The 26,075-nt window shown below is 68.4% G+C and carries 25 protein-coding genes; 3 read left to right on the top strand and 22 right to left on the bottom strand.

Annotated features, from left to right (window positions below; translation table 11 throughout):
- Nucleotides 1-306: 306 nt before the first annotated feature.
- Together ACFO0J_RS16520 and ACFO0J_RS16515 are read left to right on the top strand one after the other, a co-directional pair.
- On the top strand, nucleotides 307-1,281 hold the full coding sequence (locus tag ACFO0J_RS16520; RefSeq protein WP_376814154.1) for a homoserine kinase: 975 nt from the start codon (nucleotides 307-309) through the stop codon (nucleotides 1,279-1,281).
- Nucleotides 1,278-2,060, top strand: a complete 783-nt coding sequence (locus ACFO0J_RS16515; RefSeq protein ID WP_376814153.1) for a BPSS1780 family membrane protein — start codon at nucleotides 1,278-1,280, stop codon at nucleotides 2,058-2,060. Before ACFO0J_RS16520 ends, ACFO0J_RS16515 begins: the two co-directional genes overlap by 4 nt.
- On the opposite strand, the gene ACFO0J_RS16510 is transcribed toward ACFO0J_RS16515, so the two are convergent.
- From ACFO0J_RS16510 to metE, 20 genes are all read right to left on the bottom strand, one after another.
- Nucleotides 2,018-2,413, bottom strand: a complete 396-nt coding sequence (locus ACFO0J_RS16510) for a DUF192 domain-containing protein (protein ID WP_376814152.1) — start codon at nucleotides 2,411-2,413, stop codon at nucleotides 2,018-2,020. The two genes, ACFO0J_RS16515 and ACFO0J_RS16510, sit on opposite strands and share 43 nt — an antisense overlap.
- A gap of 2 nt (nucleotides 2,414-2,415) precedes the next feature.
- Nucleotides 2,416-3,279 carry a type II secretion system F family protein gene (locus ACFO0J_RS16505; protein ID WP_376814151.1) on the bottom strand — a complete coding sequence of 288 codons (864 nt, stop codon included), beginning with the start codon at nucleotides 3,277-3,279 and terminating at the stop codon, nucleotides 2,416-2,418.
- 22 nt (nucleotides 3,280-3,301) lie between these two features.
- Complete coding sequence (locus ACFO0J_RS16500) at nucleotides 3,302-4,147, bottom strand: type II secretion system F family protein (protein WP_376814150.1); 846 nt, start codon at nucleotides 4,145-4,147, stop codon at nucleotides 3,302-3,304.
- The gene (locus tag ACFO0J_RS16495; RefSeq protein ID WP_376814187.1) at nucleotides 4,144-5,916 is read right to left on the bottom strand and encodes an ATPase, T2SS/T4P/T4SS family; all 1,773 of its coding nucleotides are present in this window, start codon (nucleotides 5,914-5,916) and stop codon (nucleotides 4,144-4,146) included. The genes ACFO0J_RS16500 and ACFO0J_RS16495 overlap by 4 nt, the downstream gene beginning before the upstream one ends.
- A gap of 134 nt (nucleotides 5,917-6,050) precedes the next feature.
- The gene (locus ACFO0J_RS16490; protein ID WP_376814149.1) at nucleotides 6,051-7,466 is read right to left on the bottom strand and encodes a type II and III secretion system protein family protein; all 1,416 of its coding nucleotides are present in this window, start codon (nucleotides 7,464-7,466) and stop codon (nucleotides 6,051-6,053) included.
- On the bottom strand, nucleotides 7,463-8,455 hold the full coding sequence (gene cpaB / locus ACFO0J_RS16485; protein WP_376814148.1) for a Flp pilus assembly protein CpaB: 993 nt from the start codon (nucleotides 8,453-8,455) through the stop codon (nucleotides 7,463-7,465). Before cpaB ends, ACFO0J_RS16490 begins: the two co-directional genes overlap by 4 nt.
- The gene (locus tag ACFO0J_RS16480) at nucleotides 8,452-9,216 is read right to left on the bottom strand and encodes a hypothetical protein (RefSeq protein WP_376814147.1); all 765 of its coding nucleotides are present in this window, start codon (nucleotides 9,214-9,216) and stop codon (nucleotides 8,452-8,454) included. Before ACFO0J_RS16480 ends, cpaB begins: the two co-directional genes overlap by 4 nt.
- A complete protein-coding gene (locus ACFO0J_RS16475) occupies nucleotides 9,213-9,932 on the bottom strand; it encodes a TadE family protein (protein ID WP_376814146.1) in 720 nt (239 codons plus the stop codon). The genes ACFO0J_RS16480 and ACFO0J_RS16475 overlap by 4 nt, the downstream gene beginning before the upstream one ends.
- A 1-nt stretch (nucleotide 9,933) precedes the next feature.
- Nucleotides 9,934-11,241: a hypothetical protein gene (locus ACFO0J_RS16470; RefSeq protein WP_376814145.1), complete on the bottom strand. Its 1,308-nt coding sequence runs from the start codon at nucleotides 11,239-11,241 to the stop codon at nucleotides 9,934-9,936.
- Between the two features lies 1 nt (nucleotide 11,242).
- Nucleotides 11,243-11,473: a hypothetical protein gene (locus tag ACFO0J_RS16465; RefSeq protein ID WP_376814186.1), complete on the bottom strand. Its 231-nt coding sequence runs from the start codon at nucleotides 11,471-11,473 to the stop codon at nucleotides 11,243-11,245.
- Between the two features lie 345 nt (nucleotides 11,474-11,818).
- Nucleotides 11,819-12,517 carry a fumarylacetoacetate hydrolase family protein gene (locus tag ACFO0J_RS16460; RefSeq protein WP_376814144.1) on the bottom strand — a complete coding sequence of 233 codons (699 nt, stop codon included), beginning with the start codon at nucleotides 12,515-12,517 and terminating at the stop codon, nucleotides 11,819-11,821.
- Between the two features lie 6 nt (nucleotides 12,518-12,523).
- Nucleotides 12,524-13,060, bottom strand: coding sequence for an inorganic diphosphatase (gene ppa, locus ACFO0J_RS16455; RefSeq protein WP_376814143.1), 537 nt, complete (start codon nucleotides 13,058-13,060; stop codon nucleotides 12,524-12,526).
- Between the two features lie 47 nt (nucleotides 13,061-13,107).
- Nucleotides 13,108-14,601, bottom strand: a complete 1,494-nt coding sequence (locus tag ACFO0J_RS16450) for a heme biosynthesis HemY N-terminal domain-containing protein (RefSeq protein WP_376814142.1) — start codon at nucleotides 14,599-14,601, stop codon at nucleotides 13,108-13,110.
- Nucleotides 14,602-14,611: 10 nt separating this feature from the next.
- Complete coding sequence (locus ACFO0J_RS16445) at nucleotides 14,612-15,865, bottom strand: uroporphyrinogen-III C-methyltransferase (protein WP_376814141.1); 1,254 nt, start codon at nucleotides 15,863-15,865, stop codon at nucleotides 14,612-14,614.
- Between the two features lie 18 nt (nucleotides 15,866-15,883).
- Nucleotides 15,884-16,627, bottom strand: coding sequence for a uroporphyrinogen-III synthase (locus ACFO0J_RS16440; RefSeq protein ID WP_376814140.1), 744 nt, complete (start codon nucleotides 16,625-16,627; stop codon nucleotides 15,884-15,886).
- A gap of 32 nt (nucleotides 16,628-16,659) precedes the next feature.
- Nucleotides 16,660-17,610 (bottom strand): hydroxymethylbilane synthase, encoded by a 951-nt coding sequence (gene hemC / locus ACFO0J_RS16435; RefSeq protein ID WP_376814139.1) that lies wholly within the window; start codon nucleotides 17,608-17,610, stop codon nucleotides 16,660-16,662.
- 196 nt (nucleotides 17,611-17,806) lie between these two features.
- Nucleotides 17,807-18,688 (bottom strand): succinate--CoA ligase subunit alpha, encoded by an 882-nt coding sequence (gene sucD / locus ACFO0J_RS16430; protein ID WP_376814138.1) that lies wholly within the window; start codon nucleotides 18,686-18,688, stop codon nucleotides 17,807-17,809.
- 19 nt (nucleotides 18,689-18,707) lie between these two features.
- Nucleotides 18,708-19,868, bottom strand: coding sequence for an ADP-forming succinate--CoA ligase subunit beta (sucC, locus tag ACFO0J_RS16425; RefSeq protein WP_376814137.1), 1,161 nt, complete (start codon nucleotides 19,866-19,868; stop codon nucleotides 18,708-18,710).
- Nucleotides 19,869-20,127: 259 nt separating this feature from the next.
- Nucleotides 20,128-20,712, bottom strand: a complete 585-nt coding sequence (locus ACFO0J_RS16420; RefSeq protein ID WP_376814136.1) for a DUF2889 domain-containing protein — start codon at nucleotides 20,710-20,712, stop codon at nucleotides 20,128-20,130.
- 184 nt (nucleotides 20,713-20,896) lie between these two features.
- A complete protein-coding gene (gene metE / locus ACFO0J_RS16415) occupies nucleotides 20,897-23,194 on the bottom strand; it encodes a 5-methyltetrahydropteroyltriglutamate--homocysteine S-methyltransferase (RefSeq protein WP_376814135.1) in 2,298 nt (765 codons plus the stop codon).
- A 102-nt stretch (nucleotides 23,195-23,296) separates the two neighbouring features.
- On the opposite strand from metE, the gene ACFO0J_RS16410 reads away from it, so the two are divergent.
- Nucleotides 23,297-24,211 carry a LysR family transcriptional regulator gene (locus ACFO0J_RS16410; RefSeq protein ID WP_376814134.1) on the top strand — a complete coding sequence of 305 codons (915 nt, stop codon included), beginning with the start codon at nucleotides 23,297-23,299 and terminating at the stop codon, nucleotides 24,209-24,211.
- A gap of 27 nt (nucleotides 24,212-24,238) precedes the next feature.
- Here ACFO0J_RS16410 and recX read toward each other — a convergent pair whose 3' ends face one another.
- Both recX and recA read right to left on the bottom strand, forming a co-directional pair.
- Nucleotides 24,239-24,790, bottom strand: coding sequence for a recombination regulator RecX (gene recX, locus ACFO0J_RS16405; RefSeq protein ID WP_376814133.1), 552 nt, complete (start codon nucleotides 24,788-24,790; stop codon nucleotides 24,239-24,241).
- Between the two features lie 22 nt (nucleotides 24,791-24,812).
- Nucleotides 24,813-25,874 (bottom strand): recombinase RecA, encoded by a 1,062-nt coding sequence (gene recA / locus ACFO0J_RS16400; RefSeq protein ID WP_376814132.1) that lies wholly within the window; start codon nucleotides 25,872-25,874, stop codon nucleotides 24,813-24,815.
- Between the last annotated feature and the right edge of the window lie 201 nt (nucleotides 25,875-26,075).

Raw genomic sequence — 26,075 nt, 5'->3', positions numbered from 1 at the left:
GTGCTCATGACAACTCCTCATCGCCTCATTATGAGGCACGTGGGTGTCTAGAGGTTCCGGGGCGATTCACAGGCCTTGACCGCCTAATCTGTGACCGTCCAACTTCTGGGGGTCAGTTCATTGGGAGGCAGCAAGCCCGCAGGGCGCGGCGTGGGGGCATTTTTTAGCCGGGCCCGGCAGGGACGCGCAGGAGAGAGGCGGGATCCGCCGCGCCGTCGTCTGGCCTCGTCCTGCTTTTCGTCTAAAATCCCCGCTGACCGACTCCGACCCAAACCCGGCCTTGCCCGGCCGCATGCGTATCCCCCCATGGCTGTATTCACCTCCGTCACCGAAGACGACGCCCGCGCACTGCTGCAGCGCTACCAGCTGGGCGAACTGGTCGCCCTGCGCGGCATCACCGCCGGCATCGAAAACACCAACTATTTTCTCGACACCACGCAGGGCGCCTATGTGCTGACCCTGTTCGAGGTGCTGACCGCCGAACAACTGCCGTTCTACATCGAGCTGATGCACCACCTGGCCGGCCGCGGCGTGCCCGTGCCCGAACCCCAGACCCTGCTCGACGGCACCCGCCTGACCTCGCTGAACGGCAAGCCGGCTGCGATCGTCACGCGTCTGTCCGGCGGTTACGAGCCCGAGCCCGGTCCGGCCCATTGCGCACTGGCCGGACAGACCCTGGCCCGCGCCCATCTGGCCGCACAGGACTTTCCCATCCGCCAGCCCAATCTGCGCGGCCTGGACTGGTGGAAGGCCACCGCGCCGGCCCTGGCGCCCTTCCTGGACGACGGTCAGGCCGCACTGCTGCGCAACACCCTGGACGAGCAGATTGCCTTTGCCGCCACGGACGCGCCTGCCAAGCTGCCCTTCGGACCTGCGCACTGCGACCTGTTCCGCGACAATGTGCTGTTCGACGGCACTTTCGAATCGCCCCATATGGGCGGTTTCATCGATTTCTATTTCGCCGGCTGCGACACCTGGTTGTTCGACGTGGCGGTTAGCGTCAACGACTGGTGCATCCACCGGGCGACGGGTGCCTTTGTGCGCCGGCGCCTGGAAGCCTGGCTGCAGGCCTACCACGCCGTGCGCCCCTTCACCGACGAAGAGCGCGCCGCCTGGCCGGCGATGCTGCGCGCAGCCGCCCTGCGGTTCTGGATCTCGCGCCTGTACGATTTCCACCTGCCCCGGCCGGCCCAGACGCTCAAGCCGCACGACCCGCGCCACTTTGAACGCATCCTGCGGCTGCGCACCGATCAGCCCGCACCCGCATTGCCCCGTCCATGACGCCTTTACAAGCCGCCATCCTGCCCCCCAGCGCGGGCTGGGTCTGGATCATCCAGGGATACCAGCTGTTCCGCCGCCAGCCCATGGCGATGCTGTTCTGGAGCATCGCCACCAGCTTTTTCATCAATATCGGCGCCCTCATCCCGGTGCTCGGCCAGACCGTGCTGGTGCTGCTGACCCCGCTGCTGACCTTTCTGACACTGTGCGCCTGCCGCAATCTGGACGAAGGCGTCCGGATGGCGCCCGGTCTGTGGCTGCAACCGCTGCAAGCCCCCGGCGTCACGGGCGCGCAAATCAGGCTGGGCCTGGCCTACCTGGGCTGCTCATTCCTCACCGCCCTGGCGGCCGTACTGCCTTTCCTGTCCTCGCTGCTCGGGTCCCTGGGCACGGCCGACCAGCCTGATTACGCGGCACTGGCCCAGGCCATGCAAGGCCCGATGATCGTGTTCGGCATTTTCTACGTGCTGCTGTCGGCCCTGTTCTGGCACACGCCGGCCCTGGTGGGCTGGCACGCCCTGCCCCTGCGCCGGGCGCTGTTCTATTCCATGGTGGCCTGCTGGCGCAACAAGTATCCCATCCTCGTCTACGTGGCAAGCTGGGCCGCCGTGTTCTTCGGCCTGCGCGGCCTGCTGGACGGACTGGCCGCAGCCGGAACGTCCACGGTGCTGCTGACCTGGCTGTCCCAGCCGCTGGACATCGTGATTACGGCCCTGCTGTATTGCAGCTTTTACCCTATCTATACGACGATCTTCCGCGCCAGGCAGGCGGCCTCGACCTGAGCCTGCCAGTCCCGTCGGGCGCCATAGCCCGCAGGCAGTTCGATGACGGATCGGGCGTTTTTCTGTAAAACGCAGCGCCCCGGGGCGACCCGGGGCCTCATGCCTGCGACCCGCCCCCCGGCATCCAGGAACACCAGATCCACGGCTTGCGCCAGCCCCAGCGTATGCACGGCGCGGCAGTCCGGCAACAGCAGGCCTCGGGGCGACGTCCCCCAGTCCGGCCATCCACGCAAGCCCAGGAGACGCGCGACGAAAGAACGCGCGCAATACAGGCGCAGCGGTTGCGCCGTATCCAGCCATGGAGCGGGCCCACGGGGGCCGCGCCAGGAGAGTTGCCGAAAGGGACGCGACATCCCTAGAACCCCGCATCCAGCAGCTTCGCCGCCACGGGAAAACCGATGACCAGAAAGGTGCAGGGGAAGATGCACAGCACCATGGGGAACAGCATCCGCACGGGCGCCTCCAGCGCCAGTTTCTCGGCGCGCAGAAAGCGTTCACTGCGCTGGCGCTCGGCCTGGGCCCGCAGCAGAGGGCCCAGGCTCATGCCCAGCCGGTCGGACTGGGACAAGGCCGTGACCAGATTGAGGACGCCGGGCACATCCGCATGATCCGCCCAGTGCTGCAGCCAGCGCGGCCGGTCCATGCCAGTGCGCTCCAGCGCGGCCGCGTCCCGCAGGCTTTGGCGCAACGGGCCTTCCGGCGCATGACCGGCCACCTGATGCAGGGCCGCCGGCAGGCTGAGGCCGGCTTCCACGCACAGGGTCAGCAGATCCAGCATGAAGGGCAGCTCGCGCATCATCCGCCCCCGCCTGAGGGCGGCGCGGCGACGCAGCGCCTGATCCGGCCAGGCGAAGCCCAAGGCAGCGCCCGCCAGTACCGCCGGGATGCCGATCCGCGCGGATGCGGCCCCCATCAGCGCCCCCGCCCCGGCCAAGGCGACGCCACAGCCTGCCGCCAGCACACAGGCCGCCAGCCAGCGATCCGCCTGCCAATGCGCCGCCAGGCCGGCGCGCGGCCCCCAGCGCCGCAAGTCCCGGCGCATGCGCCAGGTGACGAAAGGCGCGCACCAGGGCGCCAGCGCCAGCACCCAGGGCCACCAGAACGCGGGCGCCCGCGTCCGGGCTTCGCCGCGCGCGGCGGCCCAGGGACTGCCCAGCACCCACAAGCCCAGGCAGACCGCCAGCACCGCCAAGCACAAACCGATCCAGAACCACGTCATGTCGTCTCCTCGGGTGTTCGCGCTACACCTCGATTGCCACCATCCGTCTGATCCAGAGGATGCCCAGGCCTTCCAGCACCAGAATCGCCGTCAGCACGATCCAGCCGTACCAGGTCTGCCACAGCAGCGCCATGGCTTCGGGTTCCAGGCGGCTCAGCACCAGGGCCAGCGCTACCGGCAAGCCCGCCATGATGCGGCTCTGCATGCGCCCCTGGGCGGTCAACGCCTCGACCCGCCCCATCCAGTGCTGGCGCGCCCGCAGCGTCTGGGCGATGCTTTCCAGCGTATCGGCCAGACTGCCGCCCGTGCGGGCGGCGATCCCCAGCGCCGACACCACCAGCCCGCAAGATTCGGTCGGCATGCGGGCGCGCAACTGCAGCAAGGCATCCTGGAAACTCAGGCCCAGGCGCTGTTCGCGCAGCATCAGGCCGAATTCCTGGGACAGCGGCGGGCTGGACTGGGCCACGAGATGCTGCAAGGCCGGCTGGACCCCTGCCCCCGCCCGCAATGCCCCGGCCAGCGCCTGAACCAGATCGGGCAATTGAGCGTCGAAGCGCCGCGCCCGGCGACGGCGCACGTGGCGCAGGATCAGCGGCGGCGCGCATAGCAGTCCCGCCAGCACGGGCAGCACGCCCCACCAGCGGCCCGCCAGCCAGGCCGCCGCCAGCATCAGGATCAGGCCCAGGGCGGCTACGGCCGGCCGCAGTTGCGCCATGTCCAGGAACAGAAAGGACGCGTCCAAGGTGTGCCGGGTCTCGTCGCGCAGGCGATCCTCGTAGCGGGTCCAGGCACGCTCGGCCCGGACCAGCAGCCACCAGACGGCGCACGCGACACTGCCCGCCAGCGCCAAAAAAACCAGGATCGTCATGATCGACGCTCCGGATCCATCGCCGCCCGGCCCTGGACCACCGTGCGGCCGGAAAACAGCGCAACGTCCAGCGCAGCCGCGCCCTCGAAACCATCGGGCGGCAGGCCGCAGCCGGTGAACACGGCAGGCGGCCCGGCGCGGCCCAGGAACAGGTCCTGCAACTGGATGCGGCCGCCTTCCTGGCCTGCCACCTGGACGATCGCACTGACCAGACGCCGGCCGTCGGCGGCGCGCACCAGTTGCACGATGAAGTCGATGCTGGAAGCCACGTGTTCGCGGATCGCCGCCAGCGGCAGATCCATGCCCGCCATCAGGATCATGGTTTCCAATCGACCCAGCGCGTCGCGCGGACTGTTCGCGTGCAAGGTGGTCAGCGAACCCTCGTGCCCGGTGTTCATGGCAGCCAGCATGTCGAAGGCCTCGCCGCCCCGGCATTCCCCCACCACGATGCGGTCCGGGCGCATGCGCAGCGCGTTGCGCACCAGATCGCGGATCTCGACGCGGCCCCGGCCCTCCGGGTTGGGCGGCCGGGCTTCGAGGCTGACCAGATGGGCGTGATTCAGGCGCAATTCGGCAGCGTCCTCGATGGTGATGATGCGCTCACCGTCCGGGATGGCATTGGACAACACGTTCAGCAGGCTGGTCTTGCCCGAGCCCGTGCCTCCGGACACGATCAGGTTCTTGCGATGGCGCACGCAGTGCGTCAGAAACCGCGCCATGGCTTCGTCCAGGGCGCCGACGGCCAGCAGGTCGGACATGTCCAGGCGCCGGGCGGGAAACTTGCGGATCGTCAGGCTGGCCCCGCGCAAGGCGATGGGCGCGATCACCGCGTTCACCCGCGAACCGTCGCGCAGACGGGCATCGACCATGGGCGCGCTTTCGTCGATCCGCCGCCCCAGCGGCGCCACGATCCGGTCGATGATGCCCAGCACGGCCTGTTCACCGCTGAAGCCGGCTGCGGCGCGCGTCAATCGCCCGCCCCGCTCGACGAAGATTTCATCATGGCGGTTGACCATGATCTCCGTGACGCTCGGGTCGGCCAGCAGCGGCTCCAGCGGCCCCAGGCCGACGGCCTCGTCCACCAGTTCACGGACGAGCGCCTCGCGGTCCAGATCCAGCGGCAAGGCCTGATCGGCCGCGATCAGGCCGGCCAGCACGGCGGCGGCCTCGGCCCGCAGCGCGGCGTCGCTCATGCCGCCGATGTCGCGGCGCCGCAGTTGCAGCGCGGCGATCAGGCCCTCGTGCAGGCGACGGCGGTGGGCTTGCGCCGCGGGTGCCGCGGACCTGGCGACGTCAATGGGCGGCGTTCCTGGCTCGTCTGCATGCACGTCGCCCGGATGCGTGCCGCCCGTCTCGTGCCCGGGCGCCGCCCGGTACGGCGACGGGTCGGCACGCCATGGTTCGTGACGGATCCCGGCCATCGTGCGAACGCCCTCCACCCCGACATCCATCGCCCCGGCGCCCGCTGCGGCAGCGTCCAATGCATATTCCGCAGCCACAGTCGGCGCCGCCTGATCCGCCTGCGGCTCGACGGCCGTTCCCGCCGGCAGGACACGCATCAGGCACGGACCGATGACCACCTCGTCATGCGCCAGGAGCGGGCCGTACGCGGCGATCCTCTCTCCATTGACGGTCGTGCCGCACAGAGACCCCAGGTCTTCGATCCAGACCTCGTCCCGACGCCACTGCAAACGCGCATGACGGCGCCCGACGCGCCAGGCGCGCAGCGCCAGTCCGCACGCCGCATCCCGTCCGATCAGCAGCGGCAGGACGCAGCGTTCACGCCGGCGCCGGCCGTCCTCGAAACAGAGGTCGAGTTCGACGGCGTGGGCCGGATCGATGGGACGCGGCCTATGCAAGAGATCATGAGCGTGAACAGGACCGTCCGCCTGCCGCGATGCATTCATGGTCTGGCTCCCCCAACGGTATGCTGCGGTTCGACGGCGGCTCCTTGCCATTGGGAACCGGGGCCGACGGCGCGCGGGTTCCATGCCGTCCGAGGCGTCTGGACGGAAGCCGGCGGCAAGGCCCGGATGGGGGCCAGCAGCGAGGGCTCGGCCGGAAATGCCCGGTCCAGGATCGCATCCGCGCGCTGGACACGGCGGCGCAGATCGGGATGGTCCGCCGTCACCAGGTGCGGCGTCACCAGAATGGCCAATTCCGTTTCATTGCGCTGAAAGCGCGTGGAGCGGAACAACGCCCCCAGAATCGGCAGGTCGCCCAGGCCCGGCAGACGGTCCACGTTGCGGGCCGCGTCACGCGACAGAAATCCGGCCAGCACCAGGGTCTGGCCCGAGCGCACATTGAACTCGGTGGCTGTGCGCCGGGTCTTCAGGGACGGCCCGCTCGGCACCGACAAGGCGGGATCGATGGCGCTGACCTCGACCTCCAGGCGCGACCGCACGGCGCCGCTGCGTTCGATGGACGGCGTGATGCGCAGCGACACCCCATAGGGCTTGAAAGCCGTTTGGGTATTGCCGTTGCCGTCCACGGTGCTGTAGGGCACTTCGCCCCCCGCCAGGAATTCAGCGGTCGCGCCGCTGCGGGCCAGCAGTTGGGGCTGGGCCAGCACCACGGCCCGTCCGTCCTGGGCCAGCAGGTCGATGCGCGCCGACAGCAGCGCATTGATGCCGAAGTAGCCGGCCGCCTGCGGTGACGGGAAGACGAGAGGCAGCACGGTTTCCCCCGGCCGGTCGGCGTAGCGGCGTGATCCCCCGTCCCAGCCCAGGCCGGCATTCACGCCCCCGGCGCCTTCGCTGCCCCAGCGCAGGCCGACTTCGCGCAGCAGAGAGCGAGGCACTTCGACCACGCGCACGTCCAGCAGCACCATCTGGTCCCAGCCGACCGTGCCGGTGAAATCCAGCAATTGCGGATAGCGGCGTCCCAGTTCCGTCAAACGCTGGCGGTCACCGTCGGACAGTTCGTCGCCTTCGACCAGCAGTTTGTCGCCCAGGGACGTCACGCGCACGCCCGGGATGCGCTCCAGCAGGCCGCGCAATTCATCCTGCAACTGACGCGCGCCCTCAGGGGCGACCTCGACGGCATAGCGGTAGGCCTGCCCATCCGCCGTCCAGGCATGCAAGGTGCTGAAACCCGGCTTGCGGGCGAAGACGATGACTTCACGGTCGTCGGTGCTGACCGCATTCAGGATCTTGCCGTCGCCCACCGCGACGCGAGCCACGCCGGGAATGCCCAGCACCCGGACCTCGCCCGCCTGGAGGGCCAGGGGCGTTTCGGTGACGGGAGCCGAAACGGCCGCCGGAACAGGCATCGGCAGGGTCAGGATACAGAGCAGGCACAAGGCCGGACACACCTTCATGAAGCCTCTCCATCCGCACGCTGATCCGGCGGCTCTGCCGAACCGGAGTCATCACCCTCGTCATCGCCCGCCGACACGGCCTGTCCCGCCAGCGCACGCATCCAGGCGCTGGCCAAGGCCTGCCCCTCGGGCAGGTCGAACCAGCCGTTGCCGGGCCGTGCGGCCTGTCCTTCCGGGTTGGCCCAGGCCGGCAAGGCGCGGGCGCCCGAAGTGCCGTACAAGATGACGGCGCGCCGAGTCGGAGTGCGCGGCGGGTCGCCCACGCCCAGCAGGGACGCCAGATCGCCCCGGGCGGCCCGGCGGTCGGCGCGCGCATCGCCGGGATGACGCAGGATGGCGGTCAGCGTGCCGGCCTGACGGGCGGCGACCAGCTTCACCACGTCCTCGGGGGCGGCATCCAAGGTCACGGTGGAATAGGAGGATTCCTCGGCCCCGGCCTCGGTTGCTCGGGTCTCACGGCCCGTCGCCAGCACCAGCACGCCCTGCAGCAACGGCGCCGTCAGACGTTTGCGCTGATGATCAAAGGACACGTACAGATCGATCAGATCGCCGGGCTGCAGCAGGCCGGACAAGGCATTGACCTGATCCACGGGCAGCGTGATCGCCCGCCGCCCCGGGGCCAGGTGTTCGGAGAAAGCCGCCTGGGAACGCACGGTATGCGCGGGCACCAGCGCATCGCCGGCCCGCACGGCGGCCCCCAGGACCCGGCCTTCGAGCTCACCCAGCCGGGCCAGCGGCAAAGTATCGCCACCCACCCAGCGGGCAGGAAAGCTGCGCACCGCCAGATCGTCCGGCGTCAACCGGGTGCCGGCCGTAAGGTCCCGGGCCGCCACGATGCGTTCGACCATGTCCAGGCGGGCGCGGTCCTCGATCTGCCGCTCGCGTTCGCGGACGTGCAAGGCCAGAGCGCCCGCCGCCAGCAGACCAGCCCCCAGGGCCAACACCCCCAGCACGGCGGACCGTGGAATGCGAAGGAATGGAAAGTTCATGAGGACTCCTTGGGCCGATGCCAGAATGTCAGGGTGACGGCATCCGCCCGAGCGTAAAGATGGACCGTCAGGCGGGCGCCATCCGGCCGCGCCCACTCTCCGGCGACCGGGTCGGCCTGTCCTTTCACGGCCCCGGGAGCTGCTGCCCCCGCACCCGGAACCGCCACAGGACGCCAGTGCCGGACCCATAGGGCACGGCGCACGGCGGCAGCCACGCGCGGATACGAGCCGGGACAAAGATAGCTGGCCACCAAACCGGTAGCGCCCGCCAGGCGGCTGGACGCACGCAGCACGGGCCGCGCATCAACGGGCGCGAGTTCCGCCGGGTTGAAGCCGGCCTCGCGTCGATCCGCCGGCCCCAGGCTGGATAGCAGACCGATCGTGCCCGCACCGCCGTCATCGGCCGGCCGCAGTTGCGCCAACCAATGCTGTCCCTCGTAAACACCCGATAGGGACAGCACTGCGCCGGAAAACTGCACGCGATCGAAGCGGGACGCCCCTGCCCGTGCCAGTTGCCGCGCCGCGTCTGCCGGCGCCATCGGCGCCCGAAAGCGCCGCATCCGCAAGCGGGCCCCGGGCAGATCAACCCCCTGAGGCGCTGCCCAGGTCCAGGCCGCCAGCCCGGCAGCGCGCGCCGGATCCCACAGCGGCGGCGCTGCGACGGACGGACCGACGGACAGCAGCACGACGGCTGAAAGCATCGCGGACGGACGCGGGGACGAGAGCAGGCGCAGGAACGGGCGCAGGAAACATGACTTCATGGCTGCCTCCAGGGCTGCAGGTGCGGACGCGGTACGCTCCCCGTCCAAGGGCCGGTCCAGTCCCACTCGGGCAAGGCACGGCCCCAGGCAGCGTCCACGCCCTTCACGCGACCCAGGACCGCCTGACCCGCGGCCCGGGATGCCGAGGCCGCGGCACCCCAGGCGCGCGGACTGCCTGCCATGAGCGATTGGGCCTCGGCATCGTCCCCCGCCGCGCCATCGCCGCTCAGAATCGCGGTGTGGCGCTGCAGACTGAGCCCAAGCCGGTCGAAGTCATGCACGGCGCCGGTCGTGTCCGCCCCACCGGCGGTCTGGACCCGCGCAACGGCGCGCCAGACGGTCGGATCGCCCAGCCGCAGCTCGCGGCGCAGGTCCGCCGCCCCGGCCGCGGGATCGCCGGCTTGCAATCCAGTCATGGCGCCCAAGGATTCAATGTCCAGGCGCGCTTCGCCCGCCAGAAGATCCCGCCCCTGCCGGGTCCGCCAGCGATGCCTGGGCGCATCCAGATAGCCATCCCCGGCGCGGTCCAACGCCGCCGGAGTCAGCCCCTGGTGGGCATGGGCGAAGGCGGTGCGCCGGCTGGCATGGGCCAGTTGCAAGCCGGCATCCTGCAGGCGCCCCAGCCAGGCGATGCCCAGCCACAGACTGCCCAGGACAGTGAGCACGACCAGCGTTTCGACGAGGGCCTGGCCGCCCTGTGACGCATGAAGCGGCATCTCAGTCTCCCGAAACATCTGACACGCCCGCCGACAGACGCGCATGCCAGTAGGGGTGGAACAAGCTGGGGGTTTCATCCAGGCCGTCCGCACGCCGCCCGGACCGGGAAAACAGGCTTTCCGCCGCGCTGCGGGCGCGGATCGGACGGCCGGATGCATCCGGCAGTTCCAGGCGCACGACAAAGCCCGAGGCGGCGTCCGGCCCGGTCCCGGCCGCAATGTCCAGATAATCCCCCAGGCCGCGCGAGGCCCAGGCCTGACGATCACGCAAGGCATAGGAATTGGCCAGGGGATTGTCCCGGCCGCCCACCAGATCCCATTGCGTCGCCGCCCGCACCCAGCGCCAGAAATCCTGATCGGCAAAATCCTCCGGCGGCGCATCGACGTGGTCGGCATCCATCGCCTGACCGGCTTGCGCCGGCATCCAGGCCCAGCCCATGGCGTATTCGCGGTAGTAACAGCCAATCCAGCGGTTCGAGCGCACCGCATGAAAGGACTGGGTATCCCCCGCCTGCCAGCGGCCCGACTCGTCCAATGCCGTGCCGCCGCGCCGCCGCAATTCGTGGCGCAACTGCGGGCAGCGCGCGCTGACCGGCCAGGGATTGCGCGCGGTATGGTCGCGGGGGTCGAGAAAGGGATAGAGCCCGGCCAAACGCCGCGTCCAGTCGAACAAAGGGGCGTCCGGCGCATGACGGCGCAACAGACCGGGCCAGGCGTCATCCGTCACCATGGGCCGCAGATCGCGGTGCTCGGGATAATGCCCGGCCAGCACGGCCCGCATCGCTCCCAGGCGCGCCTGGGGCAGGTCCCTGGCCAGGACACGGGACAGGTCTGCCGAGAGCTCGTGCACGAAACGCTCGTGCGTGGCATAAGCCTGGCCCAAGGTCCCCTCGGCGCGTGCCCGGGCCTCCAGGCCGACGGCGCCGGCCGCCGCCAGATAGGCGCGGCCATGATCGGCGCCAAACAGCAGGCCGATCAGGTGGGCGGGCGGATTGCCCTGGGCCAGACGGCGCGATTCCATACCGGCGTAGTGCGCCCAACTGCCCAGCGTAACCAGGTGCGCCATGGCCACTTGATGCGCCATCCGGGCGCGATTCAGATAGGCCAGGAAATTCAGGGTCCGGGCCTGGACCAGGGCGCCGCTGTAAGCGGCGGCATCCAGGCCGTGGACCATCCGGGTCTTGGCCGCCAGCACCTGTCCGGTCGCGAAATAGCGCATCCAGGCCAGCCCCAGCACGGCAGCCAGCAGCATGCCCAGCACCAGGACCTGGCCCTGCTGCTTGCGTAGCGTAGGGTGCGGGGCGGCCATCTCACTGCCCCGCCGCCGCATTGCCGGTAAAGGATTTCAGCGATTTGGCGGCCGCCTGGGCGGCGGCGGATTCAGCCGCCGATTGGGCGACGCGGGATTGTTCCGAACCGTCCTCGCCGGCGATCTCGCGCGCCATGGCCGCCGTCTGGGCGCGGATCACCTGGCCGAACAACTGATAGACCGCGATGGCGGCGACGGCCACCAGAGCGACCACGATCACGTACTCGACCATGGCCTGACCACGCTGCCCGGCCCGGTCGCACGGACTGGATCGGGACGCCAGCAGCACCGGCACACGCGGGATACCCGACGGCGGCGGCGGCGTGCGCACAGCAAAGGACGGAGCGCCGGGCAGGACGCGGCGGATACGGCTGAACGGCTGGCGGACGCGGCGCGACAGGCGCAGAAAGGAGGTCATGGCGGGCTCCGGGAACGGGATGGAGCCCAGTGTGCCCTGCCCCTTCAAGCCCGCCTATTCGCACTTCCCGCCTTGGCTGAAAATGTCCAGCCTGCTGCGGCATGCAGCATTCGGGTCCCCTGAGCGCGACTGGATGCTGCGCCCAGGAGGCCCGAAAAATCAGCCGATGCGCACGCGCAAGGTGCCCAGCCCTTCAACGGCGCCTTCGAGCAGATCGCCGGCCACGACGGCGCCGACCCCGGCCGGGGTCCCGGTGTAGATCAGGTCGCCGGCCCGCAGTTCGAACAGGGTGGACAGGTAGGCGATGGCTTCCGGCACTGACCAGATCATGTCCGACAGATCGCCTGATTGGCGCGGCTGGCCGTTGACCGACAGGGTGATCGCACCCTTCGCCATTGCACCGGCGGACGCGGCCGGATGCAGCGGCCCGATGGGCGCGCTATGGTCGAAGGCCTTGCCGGTTTCCCAGGGGCGGCCGGCCTTTTTGGCAGCGCCTTGCAGATCGCGGCGCGTCATGTCCAGGCCGATGGCATAGCCCCAGATGCAGGCGGCCGCCTGCTCGGGCGTCAGGTCGCGGCCGCCCGAACCCAGCGCGGCGACGAGTTCGACCTCGTGGTGCAGATCCTGGGTCAGCGGCGGATACGGCAGCACGCCTTCGGCGCCCTCGGCAACGTTCAGGACGGCATCGGCGGGTTTGGCGAAGAAGAACGGCGGTTCGCGTCCCGAATCACCCATTTCCCGCGCGTGTTCCGCATAGTTGCGGCCGACGCAGTAGATGCGCCGCACGGGAAAGCGGGCCGTCGTGCCCTGGACGGCGACAGTCGCCGCCTCGGGGCGGGGAATCACGGTTTCCGTCATGACGTCTCAGCCTTTGGTCTGCTCGTAGCGTTCAACGGAAGAGCGGATCTCCTGCTTGGCGGCATCCAGGCCCGACCAGCCCTGGACCTTGACCCACTTGCCCTTTTCCAGATCCTTGTAGTGCTCGAAGAAATGCTGGATGCGCTGCAGTTCTTCGGCCGGCAGATCCGCCGTCGAGTCGATGTGGCGGTACGGCGGGTAGAGCTTGTCGACCGGGCGGGCCAGCAGCTTGGCGTCCTTGCCGGCTTCGTCTTCCATGTTCATCACGCCCAGGGCGCGGCAGCGGATAACCGAGCCGACCTGCACCGGGAACGGCGCGATCACCAGCACGTCCACCGGATCACCGTCTTCCGACAGGGTCTGGGGGATGTAGCCGTAGTTGCAGGGGTAGTGCATGGCGGTCAGCATGAAGCGGTCCACGAACACGGCGCCGCTGGCCTTGTCGACTTCGTACTTGACCGGATCCGCGTTCATCGGGATCTCGATCACAACGTTGAATTCCTCGGGCAGCTTATCGCCGGCCGGCACTCGATCTAGGCTCATGAAGGTCCTTGGTAGGTTCGGATTGGATGGTTCAGACAGAAAAATAGCTACTTGCGCGCGCTGCCGTCCGAGGTCTGGGACATGTCCACCCCGGGAATCGGCGCCGTGTCGAAGTATTCGTCCTCGGCAGAGAGGGGCTCGGGCACGGCAGCGGCCGCCGGCGCTCGAGGCGGCGGCGCGGAGATCGGCATTGCGTCGAGGCCGGTTTCGTCCTGGACGTAGACGCCGCTGGCGGCATACGAAGTCGCCAGCGGCTGTTCGTCCGGTGCCGGGTCAGCCGCAGCGGTCGTTTCTTCAAAACGCGGATCGCCGCGCGTGTCGGCTGCCGGCAGCAGGCGGGCGATGACGGGCATCTCGTCGTCCGCCGCCTGGCAGGCCAGGCGCCAGTTGCGCAAGGCCTGCTCGGGATGGCCCAGCGCGTCATGCAGATTGCCCAGCAGTGCATGGATATGGGTGTCGGCGCGCAGCGCCAGGCTGCGCTCCAGGTAATGCTCGCCCTGCCCCCAGAGCTGGGCCGCCAGGCAAAGCTGCCCCAGCGCCGCCAGCAGGCCGGGATGGTCGGGATTGGACTTCAGCCACAGTTCGGCATGCCCGAGACGCTGGCCAGCCTGGGTCGCATCGCAATGGGCGTAGAGCCGCAGCAGGCGATCATCCATCCGGCGGCCCAGCGCCGCCTCCAGGATGCGGGCCGATTCGGCCGGATGGCCCAGGCGTATCTGGACCTGGGCGCCGGCCAGGGCCACGTCGGAATCCAGCCGCTCGTCGGCGCTCAAGTCGCCCCAGACGGCGCTCCAGCCGGATTCCTCGACCTTGGACAGGCGCTGCACCGTCGATTCACGGATGAACTGGCGCGCCTGGGTTTCGTCGATGGCGCCCCGGCGCAGCAACAGGCGCGTGAGTTGATACACGCGGTCCGCGTGGCCCAATTGACGATGGGCGCGCAGCAGCAGGCGCGTGCCGTGCAAAAAACGCGACGAGGCATCCTGCAAAGGTTCGAGCAGAACCAGGGCCTCTTCGGCGCGATTCTGGTCCAGATACATTTCCGCCGTCACCGTGTCCACGGCCTGGCGCAGGCGGGAATCCTGGCCGGCGCCCTCCTGGGCCAGCTTCAGCACCTGATCACGCCGCGCAGTTTCGCCCAGCAGATGCAGGGCGCGCGCCGCGCTCAGCCCGGCCAGCACCTTGCGGTCGGCCGATCGGGTGCGCGTCAGCAGATTGGACAGGTCTTTTTCGGCCTGGACGTAACGGCCTTCCAGTACATTGATCCAGCCGCGTTCAAGCAGTTCGACGTCGCGCTTCTGGGCACGACGCCCACGCCAGGCGCGCAGCCGGCCGGGGCTGGTGCTCAGCCAGTTCAGCGCGCGCAGCAGCCAGTGCAGCGCCAGAAAGGCCACCAGCGCAAGCACGACGGCCAGCGACAGGGACAGTTCGATACGCCACGGCTGGGCGACGATGAGGACGTTGCCGCCGTGTTCGCGCAGCACCAGGGCCAGGGCCACGGCGGCCGCGAACAGAATCAGGGTCCAGATCCAGGATCGCATCGCGCGCTCCTCAGACCGCGCCGGCGCCGACGGGCGCTCCGGCAGGCGACGGCTCTGCCGGAACGGCTTCGCCCGGGCTGGCATCGTCGGGCGCGCTGCCGTCCTGCTCGTCTTCCTCGACGGCGTCCCGGGCGGCGGCGATCGCGGCCAGGCTGTTGTCCACCGTCGGCAGCTTGATCTCGATCGCAGTGTCGCGCAGCTCGCGGGCGATCTTGAGGGCCTCGCGCGCGGATTCATCGCGCATGTCGTAGCGCTGGTCGATCGCCGTGGAAAGCTGATCGAGTTCGGCCTGCCAGATGCGCGACTGATGCATCATCAGGGCCAGTTGGGCGGTGACCGCCCGCTGCTTCAACACTTCGCGAAAGCGCAGCGCCTGATCGGGCGACATCAGCAAGGCAGCGGCATCGTCCACCCGGCGCACGTCGAACAGGCTGCGCAAGTCCTGCGACACCAGGCCGGCCGCGTCACGCGTCCAGTGCCAGGCATTGGCAGCCATGGCGCGCCAGCCCTCGGGGGCCGGTTCGTCAGGCGTCCGGGGTGCGGCGGAGGCCTCAGGCGTCGGCGCCGAAGCGGCCAGATCCGCCGGATGTGCAGCCGCGTCGGGCACCAGCAGGGGCGCAGTCCCGACCAGATTGGACAGGCGGTCGATCCGGGCCGTCAGGGCCGGCAGGTCAATGGTCGCCACGGCGCGCAGGCGGTCCAGGTCGCCATTGATCGACTGCTGCAAGGCCGCAAGGCCCGGGCGGTTGGCGCGAGCCAACTGGGCCTGTGCGGCTTCGAGGGAGATGATGGCGTTGGCGACATTGCCGCCCAGGGCAAGCTGCTGTTGGGCGATGGTGACCAGATGATCGATGTCATTGAGCAGCAGCAGATCCGAGCCGCTGTCCGTCATCATCCGCAGCGCCTGGTCGAGCTCCTGGACCTGCGCAGAGGTGGTCTCCAGGGCGCTGTTCAGTTCCTGCAGCCGGGCGGTCTGCGCCTGGACCAGGGACAAGGCCTGATCCGCCTGGGCGCGGGTTTCCTGGACCAGTTGGACGCTTTGCTGGTGTTGCTGCTGCAGATCGGCGCGCACGGCGCGGTATTCCTGATTCTGGTAATACAGCGCCCCGCCCAGGACCAGGGCCAGCACGATCAACAGGACCACCGCCAGGATGGAGCCTCCCGACCGTGACCGCCCCGCCCCGGCCTGGGCCGTGGCCAGCGCCGAGGCGGGCGTCGCCGGGGCGGAAGTCTGTTCGGGCGAGCTGTGGTCGGTATCGGTCATGGTGGCGTACGGGTCCTTCTAGGCTGATCTCGCAGATGCCAATATAGCCTGAAACAAGGCGGCCTCATCGGGTGCACTCAGGCGCACCGCGAGCGCGCCCGCAGGGCGGTCGGCATAGAGGCATTGTAAACGCCGCGCGATCCGCTCGTGCAGTGTGACGACCCGCAAGGCGGTCGGCCAGTCCAGGCCCTGCCGGCGCAGGCTGTCATCCACGGCTTCGACTGCTTCAGGGCTGGTCAGCAGCAGCGTGCACGCGTCCGGTCCCGCCAAGACCTCGCACGTCGCACGGTCCCAGATCACGGGACTGCGCTGGTACAGCGCATGGCACGTCACGTGCCAGCCGCGCGCCTGAAGCTGCTGCGCAAGCCAGTCGCGCCCCCGCTGCGCCCGGAGGATATGGGCGCGGCCCGGCGTCAGGCGCGCCGCCTCGATGGCGGCCAGCAAGGACTCTGAATCGGGAGGCGCATCCTGGTCCGGCGCCAGAATCAAATCCGGCGGCACGTGGTCGCGCAAGGCCCGGGCGGTCGCGGCGCCCACCGCCGCCGCCCGGACGCCGTCCGGCCAGGGCGTGACGGCCCCCCCGTCAAAACAGGCATCCACGGCCTGGCGGCTGACAAAGATACACAGATCCCCCGCGACCAGGCGAGGGACAGCCGCGTCCAATCGCCGGATCGCCAAGGCCGGCGCCTCGATCACGGTCAGGCCGGCCGCCCGCAGGGCGGAGGCCAGCGAGGTATTGCGCCCTTCAGGACGCGTCAGCACGGCGCACGGGCGGCCCATCCGACGGGGGACGATCAGGAGGCGGCGGGTTCGGACAGGCGGGCCAGGATCGCGTCCGCCCCCTGGCCGAGCAGGTCCTGGGCGACCGCAGCGCCCAGCGTGCCGGCGTCCTCCGGCGCGCCTTGGGTCTCGGCGCGCAGGATGCGGCTGCCGTCGGGTTCGGCCACCAATGCCCGCAGGTGCAAACGGCCGTCCCGCAGGACGGCGTGCGCCGCCAGAGGCACCTGGCAGGATCCTCCCAGCGCGCGTGACACGGCGCGCTCGGCCAGCGCACAGGCGGTGGTCTCGCCGCAGGCCAGCGGCGCCAGCCAATCGCGCAGGTCGGTGCGGTCGGCCAGGATTTCGATGCCCAGGGCGCCCTGCCCGGCGGCGGGCAGACTCAGTTCCACCGGCAAGGCGGCGCGAATGCGTTCGGCCAGGCCCAGGCGCTGCAGACCGGCCGCGGCCAGCACGATGGCGGCGTAATCGCCCCGGTCGAGCTTGCCCAGCCGGGTGTCCAGATTGCCGCGCAGCGGTTTGACCTCCAGATGGGGGTAGCGGGCGCGCAACTGGGCCTCGCGGCGCAGGCTGGAAGTCCCGATGACGGCGCCCGGCGGCAACTCATCCAGGGAATTCGCGGTGTTGGACACCAGCGCGTCACAGGGGTCGGCCCGTTCCAGGATGGTGGACAGGGCAAACGGCACCGTGAGATCGACCGGCACGTCCTTGAGGGAATGCACGGCCAGATCCGCGCGGCCATCCAGCAGCGCGGTTTCGAGTTCTTTCACAAACAGGCCCTTGCCACCGACCTTGGACAGGGTGCGGTCCAGGATCTGGTCGCCGCGCGTGGTCATTTCCAGCAGCTCGACGCTGCAGTCGGGATACAGGGCCTGGAGGCGGGACTGGACATGATGGGCCTGCCACAGCGCCAGGCGGCTGGCCCGGGTGGCGATCACAAGGGTGCGGGGGGCCGTGACGGCGGTCATGCGGTGTACCTCGAAAGCAGCAGACGAAGCAGCAGGCCGATGGCAGCCAGTATGGCCAGGCCCTGCAGCAGGGTAGGACGTTTGATGTTCATGGGGCGCGGTCCATGCTGCGGCACATCACGCAGCACAAGAAAAAGGCCTGCCACAGGGCAGGCCTGAGCGATCGGCGCCGAACGCATTCAGCGCCGATCAATTATTACAGCACGGTTTTGAGCAGCTTGCCCATTTCCGAGGGATTGCGCGTGGTGCGGATCCCGCAGGCTTCCATGATTTCGAGCTTGGCGTCGGCCGTGTCGGCGCCGCCCGAGATCAGGGCGCCGGCGTGGCCCATGCGCTTGCCCGGAGGCGCCGTGACGCCCGCGATGAAGCCGACCACGGGCTTCTTCATGTTGTCCTTGGCCCACTGCGCGGCGTTGACTTCGTCGGGACCGCCGATTTCGCCGATCATGATGACGGCGTCCGTATCCGGGTCGTCATTGAACATCTGCAGCACGTCGATGTGCTTCAGGCCGTTGATCGGGTCGCCGCCGATGCCGACCGCGCTGGACTGGCCCAGACCCAGTTCCGTGACTTGCGCCACGGCTTCGTAGGTCAGGGTGCCGGAGCGGCTGACGATGCCGATGCGGCCCTTGCGGTGGATGTGGCCCGGCATGATGCCGATCTTGATTTCATCGGGCGTGATCAGGCCCGGGCAGTTGGGGCCCAGCAGCAGGGTCTTGCGGTTTTCGGCGCGCATGCGGTTGCGGACTTCGAGCATGTCACGCACGGGGATGCCTTCGGTGATGCAGATGGCCAGGTCCAGGTCGGCCTCGACGGCTTCCCAGATGGCGGCGGCGGCGCCTGCGGGCGGCACGTAGATGACCGACACGGTCGCGCCGGTGGCTTGCTTGGCGTCCTTGACGGAGGCGTAGATGGGGATGCCCTCGAAGTCCTCGCCCGCCTTTTTCGGGTGCACACCGGCCACGAAGGCGGCTTGACCGTTGGCGTACTCGCGGCACATGCGGGTGTGGAACTGACCGGTCTTGCCGGTAATCCCCTGGGTGATGACCTTGGTGTCCTTGTTGATCAGAATCGACATGTTCTATTCCCTTCGATGCTTATTTCGCGGCGGCGACAACGGCGGTCGCGGCTTCGGCCATGGTGTCGGCGCTGATGATGGGCAGGCCCGAGGCCGCCAGCATCTTCTTGCCTTGTTCTTCGTTGGTGCCCTTCATGCGCACGACCAGCGGCACGCTGAGGTTCACGGCCTTGCAGGCGGCGATGACGCCTTCAGCGATCACGTCGCAGCGCATGATGCCGCCGAAGATGTTGACCAGGATGGCCTTCACGCCCTCGTTCTTGAGCATGATCTTGAAGGCTTCGGTGACCTTTTCCGCCGTGGCGCCGCCGCCGACGTCCAGGAAGTTGGCCGGCTCGCCGCCGAACAGCTTGATGGTGTCCATCGTGGCCATGGCCAGACCGGCGCCGTTGACCAGGCAGCCGATGTTGCCGTCGAGCTGGATGTAGGCCAGATCGAATTTGCTGGCTTCGATTTCAGCGGGGTCTTCTTCGTCCAGGTCGCGGTAGGCGACGATGTCGGGGTGACGGAACAGCGCGTTGGAATCGAAGTTGAACTTCGCGTCCAGGGCGATGATATTGCCCTTGCTGTCGCGGTTCAGGGGGTTGATTTCGACCAGCGAGGCATCGGTTTCCATGTAGCAGGTGTACAGCTTGCTGCACACGTCGATGAACTGCGCCACGGAATCGGCCGGCATGGCGACGCCCTTGGCCAGCTTTTCGCCGTCAGCCTGGGTGAAGCCCTGCAGCGGGTCGATCATCACGGTGATGATCTTTTCCGGGGTGGAGTGAGCGACTTCCTCGATGTCCATGCCGCCTTCGCTGGAAGCGATGAAGGCCACTTTCTGCGTGGCGCGGTCGGTCACGACGGACAGGTAGTATTCCTTTTGAATATCGGCGCCGTCTTCGATGTACAGGCGGCGCACTTTCTGGCCGTCGGCACCGGTCTGGTGCGTGACCAATTGCATGCCCAGGATCTGGCCGGCCAGCGTGCGGACGTCATCCAGCGTCTTGGCGACCTTCACGCCGCCGCCCTTGCCGCGGCCGCCGGCGTGGATCTGCGCCTTGACGACCCAGACAGGACCACCCAATTTTTCGGCTGCCGCCACGGCCTCTTCGACCGAGAACGCGGGAATGCCGCGCGGGACAGTCACGCCAAACTTCTTCAGCAATTCCTTGCCTTGATATTCGTGAATTTTCATGAGTTACCTGTCAGTGAAGAAAAAAGAAAGCCGTCGATCCGCCGCTTCGGCGAACCGGTCCAAGACCGCCGTCCGGCCAGCGCCCTGGAGCACGCCAGGGAACCTCTGAATAAGTCGAGCGGAAAGCGGGCGCTGCGGATCGGGATGGGATGCAAGGCGCGAACCGCAGCGATAGCCGTAGCTATCGCGAGGATGAGCAACGCCGCAGACCGCCCGAGACCGCAGATGCACGCGGCGCGAGGACTTGTTCAGAGGGTCCCTAGCGTTCATCGGACTTCGCCTCGGTTTCATCGGAGAGTCCCTCGGCGGGGACGTACCAGGGGGAATAATGCATGCGCACCACGGGACCGTCCACGCGCAAGGCATGGCAGCCGTCCAATTGGAACGGCCGCTCGCCGGTGTCCGCTTTGCGGCGGCGGTCGGCCATGGTCTGGACCGCCACGGTGGGCAGCACATTGGTCAGTTCCGTAACGTGGGTGCAGCCGGCCGTGCGGCCGAAACGCTCGCGCACGCGTTGGCGGAACTGTTTGAGCAGATTCAGGCCGACCAACTGGCTGTATTCCGGCGCGATGGCGCTGCAGAATTCGCCGTAGGGTGCGGCCTCGTAGGCGGCCTCGGAGGCCGTGATGGTGAATTGATCATCGATGGTGATGCGCAGGCGCATGTGGTGCACCGGCGCGCCCGCGGGATGGACGCCGCCCCCGCGGATCGGGAAATCGTAGGTCTTGGTGTCGATGAGTTCGGCTTCGATGTCCCATTGCCCGTCATCCCTGGCATAGGAATCGACGCGAATGGAGCGCGTGTGGACGGGACGGCGTGGGCACGCCGGATCGGACAAGGGCATGAGGGACGAAAAGGCCGGAATTCGTGAAACCTTTCGATTATATACCCTGTATAAGTCCCGGGTTATATCGAGGCCGCAGGCCCCGGCCCGGCCGGATCAGCAGGTGCGCCGGCCGGGCGCGCAGCCGGCCGGCTCGGCCGACACGGCCCGGCCCCAGGAACGAGGCCGGCCGATGCCGTCATGCTCAGGCCGCTTCGCGCAGCGTCCGGGCGGCCTGCACCATGGCCTGCAGCGCTGCGCGGGTTTCCGGCCAGCCGCGCGTCTTCAGGCCGCAGTCCGGATTGACCCAGAGCCGTTCGGCGGGCAGGCGCCGGGCGGCGCGCCGCATCAGGTCCACCATCCAGTCCTCGCGCGGGACGTTGGGCGAATGGATGTCGTAGACCCCGGGACCGATGTCGTTCGGGTAGGCGAAATTCTCGAACGCTCCCAGCAGCTCCATGTTCGAGCGCGAGGTCTCGATCGTGATCACGTCTGCGTCCATCGCCGCGATCGCCTCGATGATGTCGTTGAACTCCGAATAACACATATGGGTGTGGATCTGCGTGTCGTCGCGCACCCCGCTGGTGGACAGGCGGAAGCTGTCCACCGCCCAGTCCAGGTAGGCGGCCCAGTCGCTGCGCCGCAGCGGCAGGCCTTCGCGAATGGCCGGTTCGTCGATCTGGATCACGGTCACGCCGGCCTGCTCCAGGTCCTGGACCTCGTCGCGCAGAGCCAGGGCGATCTGGCGGCAGGTCTGCTCGCGCGGCTGGTCGTCGCGCACGAAAGACCATTGCAGGATCGTCACCGGACCGGTCAGCATGCCCTTGACCGGCTTGTCCGTCAGGGACTGCGCGTAGGCCGACCAGGCCACGGTCATGGGGGCCAGGCGCGCCACGTCGCCATAGATCAGGGGCGGCTTGACGCAGCGCGAACCGTAGCTCTGCACCCAGCCGTAGGCGGTGAAGGCGAAACCGGCCAGCAGCTCACCAAAATATTCCACCATGTCGTTGCGCTCGGGTTCGCCGTGCACCAGCACGTCCAGGCCGATTTCCTCCTGGAAACGCACCACGCGTTCGATTTCGGCGCGGATCGCCTTTTCGTAGGCGGCGTCGCCCAGCGTCCCGGCCCGCCAGTCACGGCGCAGTGCGCGGATTTCCGCGGTCTGCGGGAAAGAGCCGATCGTCGTCGTAGGGTAGCGCGGCAGCCCCAGGTGCGCTTGCTGAGCGGCAATGCGTCGGCCAAACGGCGCACGGTCACGGCGCACCGCCGCCGAGGCCGCCAGACGCTCGGCCACGTCCTTGCGGTGAATGCGGCTGGACGCGGCGCGGTCGCGCACGGCCTGGCGGGCCGCCGCCAGCGCCTGTTGATCACGCGCATCGGCGTCGCCGTCCACCAGAGTCCGCAGCAAACGCAGTTCGTCGAGTTTCTGCACGGAAAAGGACAGCCAACTGCGCAACTCACCATCCAACGCGGTTTCCAGGCTGAGGTCGATGGGGGTGTGCAGCAGCGAGCACGAGGGCGCCAGCCACAGGCGTTCGCCCAGCGCTTGCGCCGCCGCCCGGACCTGTTCATGGATGCGGTCCAGGTCGGCGCGCCAGACGTTGCGCCCGTCGATCACGCCCAGCGACAGCACTTGATCATTGCGCACCGCGGCCAGCACGGCCGCTTGCTGGCCCGGCGCGCGCACCAGGTCCACGTGCAGCCCCTGCACAGGCAGGGCCTGGATGACGTCCAGGTTGTGCTCGACGCTGCCGAAATACGTGGCCAGCAGCACGTTGGACCCCTGCGCCGCCAGGCGGGCGTAGACGCCGGCCAGCGCTTCGCGCCAGGCCTGCGGCAGGTCCAGCACCAGGATGGGCTCATCGATCTGCACCCACTCCACGCCCTGGGCGGCCAGGCGTTGCAGCACTTGTTCATAGACGGCCAGCAGGCCGGGCAGCAGATCGAGCTTGGCGGCGTCGGCGGCGCCGGCCGTGTAGGCGTCCCCCTTGCCCAGCCACAGCCAGGTCAGCGGCCCCGGAATCACCGGGCGGACGCGGTGGCCCAGCGCCTGGGCCTCGGCCACTTGTTCGAACAGCGAATCGCGCGCAATGCGGTAGGTCTGGCCGGGATGCAGTTCAGGCGTGATGTAGTGATAGTTGGTGTCGAACCATTTGGTCATTTCGCAGGCCGCCGCCGGCGTGCCCGATGGGGCGCGGCCGCGGGCCATGCGGAACAGGGTGTCCAGTTCGACCGGGGCATCGTCCGCCTGGCCGAAGCGCGCCGGCACCGCGCCCAGCAGCGTGGTCCACTCCAGAATCTGGTCGTACCAGGCGAAATCACCGACGGGCACCCATTGCGCGCCGGCGTCGGCCTGGATCGCCCAGTGACGGGCCCGCAGGTCACGGCCCGTCGCCAGCAGGCTGTCCAGATCGGCCTTGCCGGCCCAGTAGGCTTCCTGGGCGCGCTTCAATTCCCGGGCAGCGCCGATTCGAGGGAAGCCAAGATTATGAATGATCGTCATGATGAATCCTGATAACATTAAAATTATTCAATGAACGACATTCTGCCTTTGGTGGCGAAAAATAAAAAATCAAATCCTGCACGGATAACATGAGAGAAATTCATGATTGAGGTCCGACACCTGGAAACCCTGCTGGCCATCCGCGAGGGCGGCAGCTTGCAAGAGGCCGCCGAAAGGCTGCACCTGACCCAGTCCGCCCTGTCGCACCAGTTGCGCGACCTGGAAGTGCGGCTGAAGACGCCGCTGCTGAACCGGCGCACCCGCCCTGCCCGCCTGACCACGGCGGGCCTGCGGCTGGTGGCGCTGGCCGAGGACGTGCTGCCGCGCGTACGCGCGGTCGAGCTGGAATTGCGCCGCCTGGCGGCCGGCCGCGCCGGCCGCCTGCACGTCGCCATCGACTGCCACTCCTGCTTTCAGTGGCTGATGCCCACCCTGGACACCTTCCGCAAGGATTGGCCGGAAGTCTCCCTGGACCTGACGGCGGCGTTTTCCTTCGCCCCCCTGCCCGCCCTGGCGCGCGGCGACCTGGACGTGGTCATCACCTCCGACCCCGAACCGCTGGAATCGGTGGACTACACGCCGCTCTTTGCCTACGAACTGGTGCTGGCGGTCGCCAGCCAGGGGCCGCTGGGCGCGGCCGACCGGATCCGGCCGGAAGACCTGGCCGACCAGATCCTGATCACCTACCCGGTCGACCGGGCCCGCCTGGACGTCTATACGACGTTTCTGGACCCGGCCGGCGTGGAACCCGCCGCCGTACGCACGGCGGAACTGACGCCCATGATCGTGCAACTGGTCGCCAGCGGCCGGGGCGTGGCCGCGCTGCCCAGTTGGGCGCTGGATGAATACAAGAATCTGCCGGGGCTGAAGATCTGCCGCCTGGGGTCGGGGATCTGGCGCACCTTGCAGGCCGGCATCCGCACCGAGGACGCGGAGACGGCCTACGTGCAGGCGTTCCTGGAACAAGCGCGGCGCACGTGTTTCGAGACTTTGCCGGGGATACGGGCGGCGGGCTAGCGCACGGCACGGTGCCGTGCAGCGAATTCAGTCCTGCTCGTCTTCCGCAGCGGAGTCTGCCGGATCGAAGTTTTCCCGGCTGCTCAGCAGGCGCCGGATGCAATCCACCGAGAACCCCCGCCCCGCCATGAAACGGTACTGCCGCGCGTATTCGCGGGGGTCGGCGGGCGCCTGACCGAATTTGCGTTGCCAGACGGCGCGCGCGCGCCCGGCTTCGGACGCGCGCAACCCATCTTTCAGATCCGCCAACTGCTCGTCGGCCAGCCCCTGCTGGCGCAGGGCGCCCAGGATGCGCTGCGTGCCCTGGCGGGCGGCGACGCGGTGGGCATAGGCCTGGGCGTAACGCTGGTCGGACTGCCAGTGTTCGCGCGCCAGATCGTCGAGTACGGCCTCGACGGCAGCGGGATCATCGCACCAGGCGGACAACTTGCGGCGCAATTCCTGGCGGGAATGTTCCCGCCGGGACAGATAGGCCACGGCCCGGGCTTTCAAACTGAGGCCGGCGCCGCTGGAGCCGGACTTGGCCCCGCGCCCGGACGAATCATCACCGCCCGGCGACGATTCATCGTCGCCGAACACGGTGCTGAACCCGTCGTCGCGCCTATTCCCCATCGGCAGCGGCGGGGGCGGCAGATGCCGTGGGCGTGGCCCGCAGGGCGATGCCCAGTTGTTCACGTACGCGGTTTTCGATCTCGAAGGCCATGTCCGCGTGTTCCTTGAGGTATTCGCGGACGTTGTCCTTGCCCTGGCCGATGCGTTCGCCGTTGTAGCTGTACCAGGCGCCGGACTTGTCGACCAGACCGGCCTGGACGCCCAGGTCGATGATCTCGCCCTCGCGGGAGATGCCGGCGCCGTACATGATGTCGAACTCGACCTGCTTGAACGGCGGGGCGACCTTGTTCTTGACGATCTTGACACGGGTCTCGTTGCCGACGACCTCGTCGCCCTTTTTGATCGAGCCGATGCGGCGGATGTCCAGGCGCACGGAGGAATAGAACTTCAGCGCGTTGCCGCCCGTGGTGGTTTCGGGGTTGCCGAACATGACGCCGATCTTCATGCGGATCTGGTTGATGAAGATCACCATGCAGTTGGCGCGCTTGATCGTGGCGGTCAGTTTGCGCAGGGCCTGGCTCATGAGGCGGGCCTGCAGACCGGGCAGCGAGTCGCCCATATCGCCTTCGATTTCGGCCTTGGGCACCAGCGCGGCGACCGAGTCGATCACGATCAGGTCGACCGAACCCGAGCGCACCAGGGCGTCGGTGATTTCCAGGGCCTGTTCGCCGGTGTCGGGCTGGGAGATCAGCAGGTCTTCGAGGTTCACGCCCAGGCGCGCGGCGTACTGGACGTCCAGCGCGTGCTCGGCGTCGACGAAGGCGCAGGTGCCGCCGATCTTTTGCATTTCGGCGATGACCTGCAGGGTGAGCGTGGTCTTGCCGGAGGATTCCGGACCGTAGACCTCGACCACCCGGCCGCGCGGCAGGCCCCCGACGCCCAGGGCGATGTCCAGCCCCAGGGAACCGGTGGACACGACCTGGATGTCGTGTTCGACCTGATTGTCGCCGTAGCGCATGATGGAGCCCTTGCCGAACTGCTTTTCGATCTGCGACAGCGCGGCGGCCAGCGCCTTGGCGCGTTCGGGGTTGGCCTTGGAGCGTTCATCCATGAGGGAATTCCTATTGAGAGACAAGCTGTGCAAGTCATTGCCGGCCGGTCCGGTCCGGGTGAGCACAGCGGGATTCGGGAAATTATTGCACTAAATTATACTGTATGAAAATACAGATGTGGCAATCCTGTCGCAGCCGAGCCGATCGGTCCTGCCGCCGGTCCGGCCACCCGCGCCATACTCCGCCCATCGTTTACCCTA

Origin of the sequence: Castellaniella hirudinis, assembly GCF_042651965.1 — a bacterium.
GTDB classification, from domain to species: domain Bacteria; phylum Pseudomonadota; class Gammaproteobacteria; order Burkholderiales; family Burkholderiaceae_B; genus Castellaniella; species Castellaniella hirudinis.
This window is presented reverse-complemented; position numbering and strand designations above follow the sequence as displayed.